Origin of the sequence: Streptomyces bambusae (genome assembly GCF_019400985.1) — a bacterium.
In the GTDB taxonomy this organism is placed as follows: Bacteria; Actinomycetota; Actinomycetes; order Streptomycetales; family Streptomycetaceae; genus Streptomyces; species Streptomyces bambusae_A.
In genome coordinates this window covers 1-13,520 of sequence record NZ_WTFF01000202.1, presented here as the reverse complement: position 1 = coordinate 13,520, position 13,520 = coordinate 1, and the positions used below count along the sequence as shown (strand labels likewise).

9 protein-coding genes and 2 pseudogenes are annotated in these 13,520 nt (G+C 71.9%); 10 read left to right on the top strand and 1 reads right to left on the bottom strand.

Going from position 1 to position 13,520, the window contains the following annotated elements:
* Positions 1-90 precede the first annotated feature (90 nt).
* From GPJ59_RS24355 to GPJ59_RS24345, 3 genes and pseudogenes are all read left to right on the top strand, one after another.
* Positions 91-1,905 (top strand): annotated as a pseudogene (locus tag GPJ59_RS24355) (IucA/IucC family protein); the annotation flags it as partial.
* A gap of 176 nt (positions 1,906-2,081) precedes the next feature.
* Complete coding sequence (locus GPJ59_RS24350) at positions 2,082-2,732, top strand: GNAT family N-acetyltransferase (RefSeq protein WP_219669799.1); 651 nt, start codon at positions 2,082-2,084, stop codon at positions 2,730-2,732.
* Between the two features lie 77 nt (positions 2,733-2,809).
* Positions 2,810-4,780, top strand: coding sequence for an ATP-dependent DNA helicase (locus GPJ59_RS24345; RefSeq protein ID WP_219669798.1), 1,971 nt, complete (start codon positions 2,810-2,812; stop codon positions 4,778-4,780).
* Positions 4,781-4,993: 213 nt separating this feature from the next.
* On the opposite strand, the gene lexA is transcribed toward GPJ59_RS24345, so the two are convergent.
* A complete protein-coding gene (lexA, locus tag GPJ59_RS24340; protein WP_219669796.1) occupies positions 4,994-5,788 on the bottom strand; it encodes a transcriptional repressor LexA in 795 nt (264 codons plus the stop codon).
* A 472-nt stretch (positions 5,789-6,260) separates the two neighbouring features.
* On the opposite strand from lexA, the gene nrdR reads away from it, so the two are divergent.
* The 7 genes and pseudogenes from nrdR to GPJ59_RS24305 form a co-directional block, all read left to right on the top strand.
* Positions 6,261-6,797 carry a transcriptional regulator NrdR gene (gene nrdR, locus GPJ59_RS24335; RefSeq protein WP_219669789.1) on the top strand — a complete coding sequence of 179 codons (537 nt, stop codon included), beginning with the start codon at positions 6,261-6,263 and terminating at the stop codon, positions 6,795-6,797.
* 145 nt (positions 6,798-6,942) lie between these two features.
* On the top strand, positions 6,943-9,819 hold the full coding sequence (locus GPJ59_RS24330) for a vitamin B12-dependent ribonucleotide reductase (RefSeq protein ID WP_219669785.1): 2,877 nt from the start codon (positions 6,943-6,945) through the stop codon (positions 9,817-9,819).
* Positions 9,820-9,966: 147 nt separating this feature from the next.
* Complete coding sequence (locus tag GPJ59_RS24325) at positions 9,967-10,791, top strand: arylamine N-acetyltransferase family protein (RefSeq protein ID WP_219669784.1); 825 nt, start codon at positions 9,967-9,969, stop codon at positions 10,789-10,791.
* Positions 10,792-10,824: 33 nt separating this feature from the next.
* Complete coding sequence (locus GPJ59_RS24320; protein WP_219669782.1) at positions 10,825-11,430, top strand: YdbC family protein; 606 nt, start codon at positions 10,825-10,827, stop codon at positions 11,428-11,430.
* A gap of 87 nt (positions 11,431-11,517) precedes the next feature.
* The gene (locus GPJ59_RS24315) at positions 11,518-12,177 is read left to right on the top strand and encodes a histidine phosphatase family protein (protein ID WP_219669781.1); all 660 of its coding nucleotides are present in this window, start codon (positions 11,518-11,520) and stop codon (positions 12,175-12,177) included.
* Positions 12,178-12,197: 20 nt separating this feature from the next.
* Positions 12,198-13,130, top strand: a complete 933-nt coding sequence (locus tag GPJ59_RS24310) for an ADP-ribosylglycohydrolase family protein (protein WP_219669780.1) — start codon at positions 12,198-12,200, stop codon at positions 13,128-13,130.
* A gap of 142 nt (positions 13,131-13,272) precedes the next feature.
* Positions 13,273-13,520 (top strand): annotated as a pseudogene (locus GPJ59_RS24305) (hypothetical protein); the annotation flags it as partial.

Sequence of the window (13,520 nt, the reverse complement as noted above, 5' to 3'; positions counted from 1 at the left end):
CGTCTTTGCTGAATTACTAGAACACCCGCAGGCTACCGCACGCGTAAGCTCGTGGGCAGCTACAGATGTGTATAAGGGCCAGCCCCCGCCCCCCGGCAGAAGGACGGCACCCCCTGGCCCCATGCGGCCGCCTCCGCTTCCGCCGGACCCGCAGCCGGACCCGAGCCCGCCGTGCTGCCCGACCTCCTCGACCACCCCGACCCCGGCATCGCCGCCGAGGCCGCGGCAGTGGAGAACCTGCTGCGGTGCTGGGTGCGCGAGCGCGCGATCGGGCGGCCCGACGGGCCGCCCGGAACGCTCCTGCGGATCCCGCTCCCCGCCTCCGGCACCGCCCTGCTGGTCGCCGTACGCCACTGGTCCGCCGTCGGCTGGCACCGCTTCGCCCCCGCCCGGCTGGCCGACGCCCCCGCCGGCGCCCCGGCGGTCGACGCCGTCACCCTCGCCGGCCTGCTCGCCCGCGAGAACGGCGGCCGCGGCACCGACCTCGTCGCCCGGGTCGCCGACTCCGTCCAGCGCACCGCCGAGTTCATCGCCGACCGCCGCGAGTGCCCCGAGCCGCCCGAGCCCGTCCGCGGCGACCTGTTCCTCACCGCCGAGCAGTCCCTCCTCCTCGGCCACCCCCTCCACCCGGACCCGAAGAGCCGCCAGGGCTTCTCCGAGGCCGACGTACGCCGCTGCTCGCCCGAGCTCCACGGCTCCTTCCCGCTGCACTGGACCGCCGTCGACCGCTCCGTCCTCGCCACCGACTCCGCCTGGACCGAACGCGGCCGCCCCGTCCGCGCCGACGAGCTCCTCACCCGGCTCGCGCCGGGCCTACGCCTGCCCGACGGCACCGCCCCCCTGCCGCTGCACCCCTGGCAGGCCCGCGACCTCCTCCAGCGGCCCGCCGTCGCCCCCCTCCTCCAGGCCGGCCTGCTGCACGACCTCGGCCCGTACGGCGAGCCGTGGTACCCCACCTCCTCCGTCCGCACCGTCCACCGGCCCGGCAGCCCCGCGATGCTCAAGCTGTCCCTGGGGGTGCGCATCACCAACTCCCGCCGCCAGAACCTCCGCAAGGAACTCCACCGCGGCGTCGAGGTGCACCGGCTGCTGCGCACCGGCCTCGCCGACCAGTGGCAGGCGACCCACCCCGGCTTCGACATCGTCCGCGACCCCGCCTGGGTCGCCGTCGACTCCCCGGACGGCGTTCCCGTCCCCGGGCTCGACGCGCTGCTGCGCCACCAGCCTTTCAGCCGCGGCGACGACGCCGTCTGCGTCGCCGGCCTCACCTCGCTGCGGCCCTGGCCGGGCCGGCCCGGCGTGCGCTCCCGGCTGGGTGAGACCGTACGCCGGCTCGCCGCCCGCACCGGGCGCCCCGCCTCCGCCGTCGCCGCCGAGTGGTTCCTGCGCTACCTCGACCACGTCGTCCTGCCCGTACTCGCCTTCGACGCGCTCGCCGGCATCGCCCTCGAAGCGCACCAGCAGAACACCCTCGTCCTGCTGGACCGGGCCGGCTGGCCCGTCGGCGGCCGCTACCGCGACAACCAGGGCTACTACTTCCGTGAGTCGCGCCGCGCCGAGCTGGAGCAGCGGCTGCCCGGCATCGGCGGCGCCAGCGACACCTTCGTCTCCGACGCCGTCACGGACGAACGCTTCGCCTACTACCTCGGCATCAACAACGTGCTCGGCCTCATCGGCGCCTTCGGCTCCCAGCAGCTCGCCGACGAGCGCGTCCTGCTCGCCGCGTTCCGCCGCTTCCTCGGCAAGGCCTGCGCCCTCGGTCCGCTGCCCGCCAAGCTGCTGGACTCGCCCACCCTGCGCTGCAAGGCGAACCTGCTCACCCGCCTCGGCGGGCTGGACGAACTCGTCGGACCCGTCGACACCCAGTCCGTCTACGTCACCATCGCCAATCCCCTGCACGACTGAACCGGCTGAACCGGCTGAACCGGCTGAACCGGCTGAACCGGCTGACCTGACTGAGGCGGACGCGGCTGAAGCGGTTGAAGCGGCTGAAGCGACTCACGCGACCGCACGACCGAGGCGACCGACCCGACCGACCAGACCGACCGACCCCCACGGCAGAGACGAGAGAGGCACCCCCCATGCGTCCCCCCACCGCCCCGACCACCTCCACCCGGCCGCACCACGTCAGCGCCGGTCTGCTGCCCCTGCTCGCCGAGGCAGACCTGCTCGACAGCCCGGCCGACTGGGGCGCCACCCGCACTCCTGCCGGTGTCTTCCGGCTCGTGCCCCTGCGGATCACCCGCGACCTGGAGCTGCTCACCCGGTGGATGAACGACCCGGAGGTCGCCGCCTTCTGGGACCTCGCCGGGCCCGCCTGGGTGACCGCCGCCCACCTGCGCACCCAGCTCGAAGGGGACGGCCGAAGCGTGCCCTGCCTCGGCGTCCTCGACGGCACCCCGATGAGCTACTGGGAGATCTACCGGGCCGATCTCGACCCGCTGTCCCACCACTACGCGGCGCGCCCCCACGACACCGGCGTCCACCTCCTCATCGGCGAGGCCGCGGACCGGGGCCGGGGCCTGGGCACCGTCCTGCTGCGCGCCGTCGCCGACCTGGTCCTCGACAACCGTCCCCGCTGCGCCCGCGTCGTCGCCGAACCGGACATCCGCAACACGCCCTCCGTCTCGGCCTTCCTCAGCTCCGGGTTCCGCCTCGCGGCGGAAATCAGCCTCCCGGACAAGCGCGCGGCCCTCATGATCCGCGAGCGGGCCCTGCGCACCCTGCTGTGAGGCAGGCCGGATTCCGTCCCCCTCCCGCTCCGATGCGGTCACTGATGTCAGTGGTGCCCCGTAGGCTGGTAAGCGCTATGACGAAGCCCTCCCTCCCCGACCTGCTGCACGCCGCCGTCACCGCCGTCGGCGGTACGGAGCGTCCCGGCCAGGTGGCCATGGCGGAAGCCGTCGCCGAAGCCATCGACGACAACTCCCACCGGCTCATCCAGGCCGGCACCGGCACCGGAAAGTCCCTCGGCTACCTGGTGCCCGCCCTCGCGCACGGCGAGCGCGTCGTGGTCGCCACGGCCACCCTCGCGCTCCAGCGGCAGCTCGTCGAGCGCGACCTGCCGCGCACGGTCGAGGCGCTGCACCCGCAGCTGCGCCGCCGGCCGCAGTTCGCCATGCTCAAGGGCCGGTCCAACTACCTCTGCCTGCACCGGCTGCACGAGGGCGCCCCGCAGGACGAGGAGGAGGGCCTCTTCGACCAGTTCGAGGCGGCGGCCCCCTCCAGCAAGCTCGGCCAGGACCTGCTGCGCCTGCGCGACTGGGCGGACGAGACGGAGACCGGCGACCGCGACGACCTCACCCCGGGCGTCTCGGACAAGGCCTGGTCGCAGATCTCGGTCTCCTCGCGCGAGTGCCTGGGCGCGACCAAGTGCGCGTACGGCGCGGAATGCTTCGCCGAGGCCGCCCGCGAGCGCGCCAAGCTCGCCGACGTCGTGGTCACCAACCACGCGCTGCTCGCCATCGACGCGATCGAGGGCGCCCCGGTGCTGCCGCAGCACGAGGTGCTGATCGTGGACGAGGCGCACGAGCTGGTCTCGCGGGTCACCGGCGTCGCCACCGGCGAGCTGACCCCCGGGCAGGTCAACCGGGCCGTGAAGCGCGCGGCCAAGCTGGTCGACGAGAAGACGGCGGACTCCCTCCAGACGGCTGCCGAGGGCTTCGAGCGGGTCATGGAGCTGGCTCTGCCCGGCCGGCTGGAGACCGTCCCGGAGGACCTGGGCTACGCCCTGCTCGCCCTGCGCGACGCGGCCCGCGAGGTGATCTCGCGGATCGGCGCGACCCGCGACAAGTCGGTGGCCGACGAGGACGCCGTCCGCAAGCAGGCGCTGGCCGCCGTGGAGAACATCCACGCGGTCGCCGAGCGGATCACCCTCGGCTCCGAGTACGACGTCGTCTGGTACGAGCGGCACGACCGCTTCGGTGCCACGCTCCGGGTGGCTCCGCTGTCGGTGTCCGGGCTGCTGCGCGAGAAGCTCTTCGAGGACCGCTCGGTGGTGCTCACCTCGGCCACGCTCAGGCTGGGCGGGGACTTCAACGGGGTCGCGGCCTCGCTGGGCCTGTCCCCGGAGGGCGTGGAGGGGGAGGACGTCCCGCCCTGGAAGGGCCTGGACGTCGGCTCGCCGTTCGACTACCCGAAGCAGGGCATCCTCTACGTCGCCAAGCACCTGGCCACGCCCGGCCGCGAGGGCACGCGCGGCGACATGATGGACGAGCTGGCCGAGCTGATCGAGGCGGCCGGCGGCCGGACGCTGGGCCTGTTCTCCTCGATGCGCGGTGCCAAGGCGGCGGCCGAGGAGCTGCGGGGCCGGCTGGACAACCCGATCCTGCTCCAGGGCGAGGAGACCCTCGGCGAGCTGATCAAGAACTTCGCGGCCGACCCGCGGACCTGCCTGTTCGGCACCCTCTCGCTGTGGCAGGGCGTGGACGTGCCCGGCCCCAGCTGCCAGCTGGTGGTCATGGACCGCATCCCCTTCCCCCGGCCCGACGACCCGCTGATGAGCGCCCGGCAGAAGTCGGTCGAGGAGCACGGCGGCAACGGCTTCATGGCGGTCGCCGCGACCCACGCGGCCCTGCTGATGGCCCAGGGCGCGGGACGCCTCGTCCGTGCCTCCGGCGACCGGGGCGTGGTCGCCGTCCTGGACCCGAGGCTGGCCACCGCCCGCTACGGCAGCTTCCTGAAGGCCTCACTCCCGGACTTCTGGTACACCACGGACCGCAACCAGGTCCGCAAGTCCCTGGCCGCCATCGACACCGCCGCCAAGCAGGACGGCAAGTAGCAGCCGGCGGGAGCAAAGACAGCAACCATCAATTGAGCAACCACAATGGCGAGCAACCACGTCCGCGAGAGCGGCGCCGGTTTAGGCGCACAGGGCAGTGAGCAACCACGTCCGCGAGAGCGGCGGCGGTTTAGCCGCAGGGGGGTGCCCCGGGACCGGCGCAGGTGGTCCCGGGGCTGTTCTTCGGCGGGGCCGTCGCCCCGGTTCGGCTGCTCAGACGCGCCGCAGGACGGCGACGACCTTGCCGAGGATGGTGGCTTCGTCGCCGGGGATCGGCTGGTACGCGGAGTTGTGCGGCAGCAGCCAGACGTGGCCGTCCTCGCGCTTGAAGCGCTTCACCGTGGCCTCGCCGTCGAGCATCGCCGCGACGATGTCGCCGTTCTCCGCGACCGGCTGGCGGCGGACCGTGACCCAGTCGCCGTCGCAGATGGCCGCCTCGATCATCGAGTCGCCGACGACCTTGAGGACGAAGAGCTCACCGTCGCCGACGAGCTGGCGGGGGAGCGGGAAGACGTCCTCGACCGACTCCTCGGCGAGGATCGGGCCGCCGGCCGCGATCCGGCCGACCAGGGGCACGTAGGACGCGGCGGGCTTGCCGGCGGTGTCGGTGGGGGCCGAGCTGGGCTGGTCCGAGGCCCGCACCTCGTACGCGCGGGGGCGGTGCGGGTCGCGGCGCAGGAAGCCCTTGCGCTCCAGGGCCATGAGCTGGTGGGCGACCGACGACGTGCTGGACAGGCCGACCGCCTGGCCGATCTCGCGCATGGACGGCGGGTATCCGCGGCGCTGCACCGAGTCCCGGATGACCTCGATGACCCGCCGCTGCCGGTCCGTGAGGCCGGAGCTGTCCGCGCGGATTCCTGGGGGGCGCCCGGGGAGGGAGCGGGCGGGCCTCAAGGTGTCGGGGTCCGGGTTCATGGATGCCTCGTTCATGGCGTGCACCGGGTCGAGTCGGCTCTGGGAGCGGTTCTGGGCAGTGATGGTGGCGCTGTCTGCTGCGGTCGTGGTCACGTCGGCGGCCCCTCTCGGAGTGTTCTCCCTAGTTAGCCAACGGTAGTTGCTTTCGAAAGGTTGCGCCAAACACACGTTCGAGTGAAAAATCGCAGATCGCCCTACGCCGTCACGGAGCGAGGTGTATGGGCGGCGACATACCGAACGCGGGTTCGGCTCGGCCTCCGGTGCTTACGGTACCCTTCCCGGTCGGAACTCCGCCCTCCGGGACGCGCCCAGTCTGGCAGTGGGAACCCTCTGTGTCCGGCCCGCCACGCCGCGACACGCGTAGACGCTGAAATGCGGCACGACCCCAAGATCTAGTGGTGGGATGTGCGTCGCGAACTAGACCTTGTGGTCGCGGTCCGACGAGGCCCCGACATCGCATATGCTTGTGGTCGCCTCCGGAGCCCCCGACGACAGCATTCGGCTGTCGTTGTTTCAGGGTGCCCCGGGGCTGTTCAGTCGTGCCAAGAGGGAGGGTTGGGTAACCGTGCACTGTCCCTTCTGCAGGCACCCCGACAGTCGCGTCGTCGACAGTCGCACCACCGATGACGGCACGTCGATCCGCCGTCGCCGCCAGTGCCCGGACTGCTCCCGTCGTTTCACCACGGTGGAGACGGCGTCACTGATGGTGATCAAGCGCAGCGGGGTGACCGAACCCTTCAGCCGTACCAAGGTCATCTCCGGCGTGCGCAAGGCGTGCCAGGGGCGGCCGGTCACCGAGGACGCCCTCGCCCAGCTCGGCCAGCGGGTCGAGGAGGCGGTGCGCGCCACCGGAAGCGCCGAGCTGACCACGCACGACGTGGGGCTGGCCATACTCGGACCGCTCCAGGAGCTCGACGTCGTCGCGTACCTGCGCTTCGCGTCCGTGTACAAGGCGTTCGACACGCTGGAAGACTTCGAGGCCGCCATCGCGGATCTGCGCGATACGCGACCTCATTCCGAGGAGTGCGAGTGCGGTGCCTCGGGCGCGGCGGCGGGCCAGGCCGCCGCTCCCGTCCCCGCACCCGCCTCCGCCGCCGACTGACCGAGCGGCCGCGGGGGCGGCCGGTCAGCCAGGGGCTACCTCCCGGCGGAAGCCGAGGGGTCGAGTACGTAGATCGAAAGACAGAACCGTGCCACGGAATACTGCTGGCACATCAGGGCGTTTTTGCCCGCATATGGGAGGCGGCATGACAGAGACGGCGAGCGGTCCGGCACGTGGTTCCCGCGCCAAGGGAGCCAAGGGCGGCAAGGGCCTGCGCATCGAGCGCATCCACACCACCCCCGGCGTGCACCCGTACGACGAGGTGGTCTGGGAGCACCGTGACGTCGTCATGACCAACTGGCGCGACGGCTCGGTCAACTTCGAGCAGCGCGGCGTCGAGTTCCCCGACTTCTGGTCGGTGAACGCGGTCAACATCGTCACCAGCAAGTACTTCCGCGGCGCGGTCGGCACCCCGCAGCGCGAGACCGGTCTGAAGCAGCTCATCGACCGGATCGTGAAGACGTACACGAAGGCCGGAACGGACCACGGCTACTTCGCCTCCCCCGCCGACTCCGAGATCTTCGAGCACGAGCTCACCTACGCCCTCCTGCACCAGATCTTCAGCTTCAACTCCCCGGTCTGGTTCAACGTCGGCACGCCCCAGCCGCAGCAGGTCTCCGCCTGCTTCATCCTGTCCGTCGACGACTCCATGGAGTCGATCCTCGACTGGTACAAGGAAGAGGGCATGATCTTCAAGGGCGGCTCCGGCGCCGGCCTGAACCTCTCCCGCATCCGCTCCTCCAAGGAGCTCCTCTCCTCCGGCGGCAACGCCTCCGGCCCGGTCTCCTTCATGCGCGGCGCCGACGCGTCCGCCGGAACGATCAAGTCGGGCGGCGCCACCCGCCGCGCGGCCAAGATGGTCGTGCTCGACGTGGACCACCCGGACGTCGAGGACTTCATCGCCACCAAGGTGAAGGAGGAGGAGAAGATCCGCGCCCTGCGTGACGCGGGCTTCGACATGGACCTGGGCGGCGACGACATCACGTCCGTCCAGTACCAGAACGCCAACAACTCCGTCCGCGTGAACGACGAGTTCATGACGGCCGTCGAGAACGGCACCGAGTTCGGCCTGCGTGCCCGGATGACCGGCGAGGTCATCGAGAAGGTCGACGCCAAGGCGCTCTTCCGCAAGCTCGCCGAGGCCGCGTGGGCCTGCGCCGACCCGGGCATCCAGTACGACGGCGTGATCAACCACTGGCACACCTGCCCCGAGTCCGGCCGGATCACCGCGTCGAACCCGTGCAGCGAGTACATGCACCTGGACAACACGTCCTGCAACCTCGCCTCGCTGAACCTGATGAAGTTCCTCAAGGACGACGGCAAGGGCCACCAGTCCTTCGAGGTCGAGCGCTTCGCCAAGGTCGTCGAGCTCGTCATCACCGCGATGGACATCTCGATCTGCTTCGCGGACTTCCCGACCCAGAAGATCGGCGAGAACACCCGCGCCTACCGCCAGCTCGGCATCGGCTACGCCAACCTCGGCGCCCTGCTGATGGCCACCGGCCACGCGTACGACTCCGACGGCGGCCGCGCCCTGGCCGCGTCCATCACCTCGCTGATGACCGGTACCGCGTACAAGCGCTCCGCCGAGCTCGCCGCGGTCGTCGGCCCGTACGACGGCTACGCCCGCAACGCCGAGCCGCACCAGCGCGTCATGAAGCAGCACGCCGACGCCAACGCCGTCGCGCCGCGCATGGACGACCTGGACACCCCGGTGTGGGCCGCGGCCACCGAGGCCTGGCAGGACGTCCTGCGCCTCGGCGAGAAGAACGGCTTCCGCAACTCCCAGGCCTCCGTCCTCGCCCCGACCGGCACCATCGGTCTGGCGATGTCCTGCGACACCACCGGTGTCGAGCCGGACCTGGCCCTGGTCAAGTTCAAGAAGCTCGTCGGCGGCGGCTCGATGCAGATCGTCAACGGCACCGTCCCGCAGGCCCTGCGCCGCCTGGGCTACCAGGAGGAGCAGATCGAGGCGGTCGTCGCCCACATCGCCGAGCACGGCAACGTGATCGACGCCCCCGGCCTGAAGACCGAGCACTACGAGGTCTTCGACTGCGCCATGGGCGAGCGCTCCATCTCCCCGATGGGCCACGTCCGCATGATGGCCGCGATCCAGCCGTGGATCTCCGGCGCCATCTCCAAGACGGTCAACATGCCGGAGACGGCGACCGTCGAGGAGGTCGAGGAGATCTACTTCGAGGCCTGGAAGCTCGGCGTCAAGGCCCTCGCGATCTACCGCGACAACTGCAAGGTCGGCCAGCCGCTCTCCGCCAAGAAGAAGGAGGACGAGAAGGCCGAGGTCACTGCCAAGACGGAGGAGACCATCCGCGCCGCGGTCGAGAAGGTCGTCGAGTACCGCCCCGTCCGCAAGCGCCTCCCGAAGGGCCGCCCGGGCATCACCACCTCCTTCACGGTCGGTGGCGCCGAGGGCTACATGACCGCCAACTCCTACCCGGACGACGGCCTGGGCGAGGTCTTCCTGAAGATGTCCAAGCAGGGCTCCACCCTCGCGGGCATGATGGACGCCTTCTCCATCGCCGTCTCGGTCGGCCTGCAGTACGGCGTGCCGCTGGAGACCTACGTCTCGAAGTTCACCAACATGCGCTTCGAGCCGGCCGGCATGACCGACGACCCGGACGTGCGGATGGCGCAGTCGATCGTCGACTACATCTTCCGCCGCCTGGCGCTGGACTTCCTGCCGTTCGAGACCCGCTCGGCCCTCGGCATCCACACCGCCGAGGAGCGCCAGCGCCACCTGGAGACCGGCTCCTACGAGCCGCTCGACGAGGAGCTGGACACCGAGGCCCTGGCCCAGTCCGCCCCGCTCGCGCCGGTCCCGGCCCCCGCGATCGAGGCCGTCCCGGCCCCGAAGAAGGTGGCCCACACCAACGCCGAGCTCGTCGAGATGCAGCTGGGCGTCTCCGCCGACGCCCCGCTCTGCTTCTCCTGCGGCACCAAGATGCAGCGCGCCGGCTCGTGCTACATCTGCGAGGGCTGCGGCTCGACCAGCGGCTGCAGCTGAGCCGACGGCCGCCGGGCCTGAGCGCCTGACCGGCTGACTGGCTGACTGGCTGACTGGCTGACGAAGAGCGGGACCTGCCTCACGGCGGGTCCCGCTCTTCGTCGTCATGGATCATGGTCATGGGCCTACGAGGAACGGGGGAGCGGTATGTGGAGCGGGGAGCGGCTGGACCTGGCCGGATACCTGGAGCGGATCGGCCACGACGGGGAACTGCGGCCGGATCTGGCGACGTTGAGGACGGTGCAACGGGCGCACATCGCCGCCGTGCCGTTCGAGAACCTCGACGTGCTGCTCGGGCGGCCGGTCGAGCTGGACCTCGCGAGCATCGAGGGCAAGCTCGTGCGCGGCGGCCGGGGCGGCTACTGCTACGAGCAGAATTCGCTGCTCGCGGCGGCGCTGGAGCGGATCGGGTTCGAGGTGGCCGGCCGCGGCGCGCGCAACCGTACGCGCGGGGACGCCCTGCTGCCCGTGACGCACGCGGTCCTGGTCGTCACCGTGGACGGCGAGCCCTGGCTGGTGGACGCCGGGTTCGGGGCGAACGGACCGACGGAACCGGTCCCGCTGCGTCCGGGGGCGGAGGTCACCCAGGGCGAGTGGGACTTCGGCGTGGCGGAGGAGGACGAGGGTGTGCTCGTCCTGCGGACCCGGCGGACCGGGACCGAGCAGTGGCGGGACCTGTACGCCTTCGCCGCGCAGCGGCTGTACCCCGTCGACTTCGTCCTGATGAACCACTGGAGCTCCACCCACCCGTCCTCGTTCTTCACCGGCCGGCTGGTCGCCATGCGCCCCGGCTCCTCCCGGCGGCTCGCCCTCGTGGACCGCGAGCTGGTGCGCTGGCTGCCCGGCGGGTCCGAGGAACGGTCGGCCGTCGCGCCCGGTGAGCTGATCGCCCTGCTCGACCGGGAGTTCGGCATCCGACTGTCCGATCGGGACGCGGCTGAACTGGTGCGTATCCTCCCGGCCGGAGACTGACCGGGGCCGCGCCGGGCACCGTACGATGGCGCGGTGCTGGTCAAGTGGATTCGCTGCACGGTGACGGACCGACGCGGGTTCGAGCGCGGGCAGCGCAAATGGGCGGGGCTGCCGGGGGAACCCGGATTCCGCGGGCAGGGCGGAGGGTGGAGCCGTGGGCGGCAGGGGGTGGCGCACGTCTTCGCGTTCTGGGAGAGCCGGTCGTTCTACGACTCCTTCATGGCCCGCTCGCACGACCGGCTGGCCGCGGCCCAGCACGGCACGTACACCGACGCGCGGGTGACCCTCTTCGACCACCGCTTCGACGTGAAGACCGGCTTCGAACCGCGCTTCACCGACGCCGACGTCGTACGGGTCGCGCACTGCCGGGTCCGGGAGGGCCGGCTCGACCACTTCGCGCTGATGCAGGAGAAGGTGTGGAACCCCGCCATGGCCGGCTCCCCGGGCATGGTGCGCGGCCTCTTCGGGGAGGCGCCGGGGCGGGAGTTCCTGGTCCTGTCGATGTGGAAGGCGGCCGCCGAGCACGGCAAGTACCGCCAGGAACGGGTCGAGCGGCTGTCGCTGCGCGCCCAGACCGAGGCGGACGTCGAGGCGCTCACGGGGGACGTCGTCGACCTCGAACCCTCCTGGATCGTGTGATCGTACGCCCGGCGGCCGCGGTCCGTGCGGCGTGCCCGCGGTGTCCGGCGACGACGGGAATTTGACGCCAGGCCCTAGGGTCGGGGAATGGCGAGACCGAGACGCATCGTCCTCCTCCGGCACGGCGAGTCGGAGGGCAACATCGACGACACGGTGTACGAGCGGGAGCCCGACCACGCCCTGCGGATGACCCCGGCAGGGCGCGCCCAGGCCATGGCGGCCGGCGCCCGGCTGCGCGAGGTCTTCGGCGACGAGCGGATCAGCGCGTACGTCTCCCCGTACCGCCGCACCCTGCAGACCTTCCGCGACCTGCGGCTGGACCCGGCGCGGGTACGGATGCGCGAGGAGCCGCGGCTGCGCGAGCAGGACTGGGGGAACTGGCAGGACCGGGAGGACGTACAGCGGCAGAAGGCCTACCGGGACGCCTACGGGCACTTCTTCTACCGCTTCGCCCAGGGCGAGTCCGGCGCCGACGTCTACGACCGGGTCGGGGCCTTCCTGGAGAGCCTGTACCGCAGCTTCGAGGCCCCCGACCACCCGCCGAACGTACTGCTGGTGACGCACGGGCTGACGATGCGGCTGTTCTGCATGCGGTGGTTCCACTGGTCGGTCGCCGAATTCGAGTCCCTGTCCAACCCTGGGAACGGAAGCACCCGGATGCTGCTGCTCGGCGACGACGGGCGCTACCGGTTGGACCGGCCGTTCGAGCGGTGGACCACGGCCGAGCCCTACGATCTGGACGACTGAGACGACTAGAGTGACCCGCGATGACGACCCCTGCCGCCTCCGCCGCTTCCACTCCCGACTCCGCAGCGCGCTACGCGCGCGCCCTGGCCAGCCTGCGCGGGCTGGCGATCGGTGACGCCCTGGGCTCCCAGTTCTTCGTCCCGGTGAACTATCCGCTGCTCAAGCGGCGCGAACTGCCGCCCGGCCCGTGGCAGTGGACCGACGACACCGAGATGGCATGCTCGGTCGTGGCCGTCCTCGCCACGCACGGGCGCATCGACCAGGACGCGCTGGCCGACTCCTTCGCGCACCACCACGACTTCGACCGCGGCTACGGGCCGGCGGTCAACCGCATGCTCCGGCTGGTCCGGGAGGGCCAGGACTGGCGCACGCTCGCCGCGGAACTCTTCAACGGGCAGGGCTCGTGGGGCAACGGCGCGGCGATGCGGATCGCGCCGCTCGGGGCCTGGTACGCCGACGACCCCGAACAGGCCACGCACCAGGCGGAGATCTCCGCGTACACCACGCACCAGCACCGCGAGGCGGTCTGCGGCGCGATGGCGGTGGCCGCTGCGGCGGCCCTGGTGGCGGCGCCGGCGGGGCCGCCGACGCCGACGGACCTGCTGGACGGCGTGGTCGCGCTTGTGCCGCGCAGCGCGGTCGGCGCGGGGCTGCGGCGGGCGCGGGACATGCTCGACTACGGCGACGCGACGACGGTGGCGGCGGTGCTGGGGTGCGGCCGGCGCACCAGCGCGCACGACACGGTGCCGTTCGCCCTGTGGTCGGCGGCCCGGGCGCTGGACGACTACGAGGCGGCGTTCTGGACCACCGCGCAGGTGGGCGGCGACGTGGACACGACGTGCGCGATCGTCGGCGGCATCCTGGGCGCCCGCGACGGCGGCAACCTGCCGGAGGCGTGGCTGTCCCGGACGGAGGCGCTCCCGGCCTGGCTGCCGGAGACCCCGACGCAGTGACCCCTCGGCCTGTCAGCCCCACGGCCCGGGCTGGGCGGGCCTGATTGTCACGGTCCTGCCACAGGGCTCCTCCGGGCAGGCCGTAGCCGCACGTCAGAGGCCTACTCTGACCGCTTCGCGGCAACAGGGGAGGGGAGCCCGCATGACCGAGAACGCGGAGCACGACAAGAAGCCGACGACCAAGGCCGGACCCGGCGGCGCGGCGGGACCGACCCCGACCGACGCGGCAACGCCGGCGGTGCCGGCGCCGGCGTCGGCACCGACACCGGCCGGGCCTTCGGGGGATGCTGCGCTTCCGGCGGATGTGCCGCTTCCGGCGGCGCCGGCCGGGGCCCCGGCGGATGCTCCGCCACCGGCTTCGACGCCGCCGCCGGCTTCGCCGGATTCACC

Bases quoted from the DNA above. Each gene is read 5' to 3' on its own strand.
- GPJ59_RS24330 (WP_219669785.1), top strand. From the start codon at position 6,943: ATGACAGAGACGGCGAGCGGTCCGGCACGTGGTTCCCGCGCCAAGGGA.
- GPJ59_RS24310 (WP_219669780.1), top strand. From the start codon at position 12,198: ATGACGACCCCTGCCGCCTCCGCCGCTTCCACTCCCGACTCCGCAGCG.
- GPJ59_RS24345 (WP_219669798.1), top strand. From the start codon at position 2,810: ATGACGAAGCCCTCCCTCCCCGACCTGCTGCACGCCGCCGTCACCGCC.
- GPJ59_RS24315 (WP_219669781.1), top strand. From the start codon at position 11,518: ATGGCGAGACCGAGACGCATCGTCCTCCTCCGGCACGGCGAGTCGGAG.
- GPJ59_RS24350 (WP_219669799.1), top strand. From the start codon at position 2,082: ATGCGTCCCCCCACCGCCCCGACCACCTCCACCCGGCCGCACCACGTC.
- GPJ59_RS24325 (WP_219669784.1), top strand. From the start codon at position 9,967: ATGTGGAGCGGGGAGCGGCTGGACCTGGCCGGATACCTGGAGCGGATC.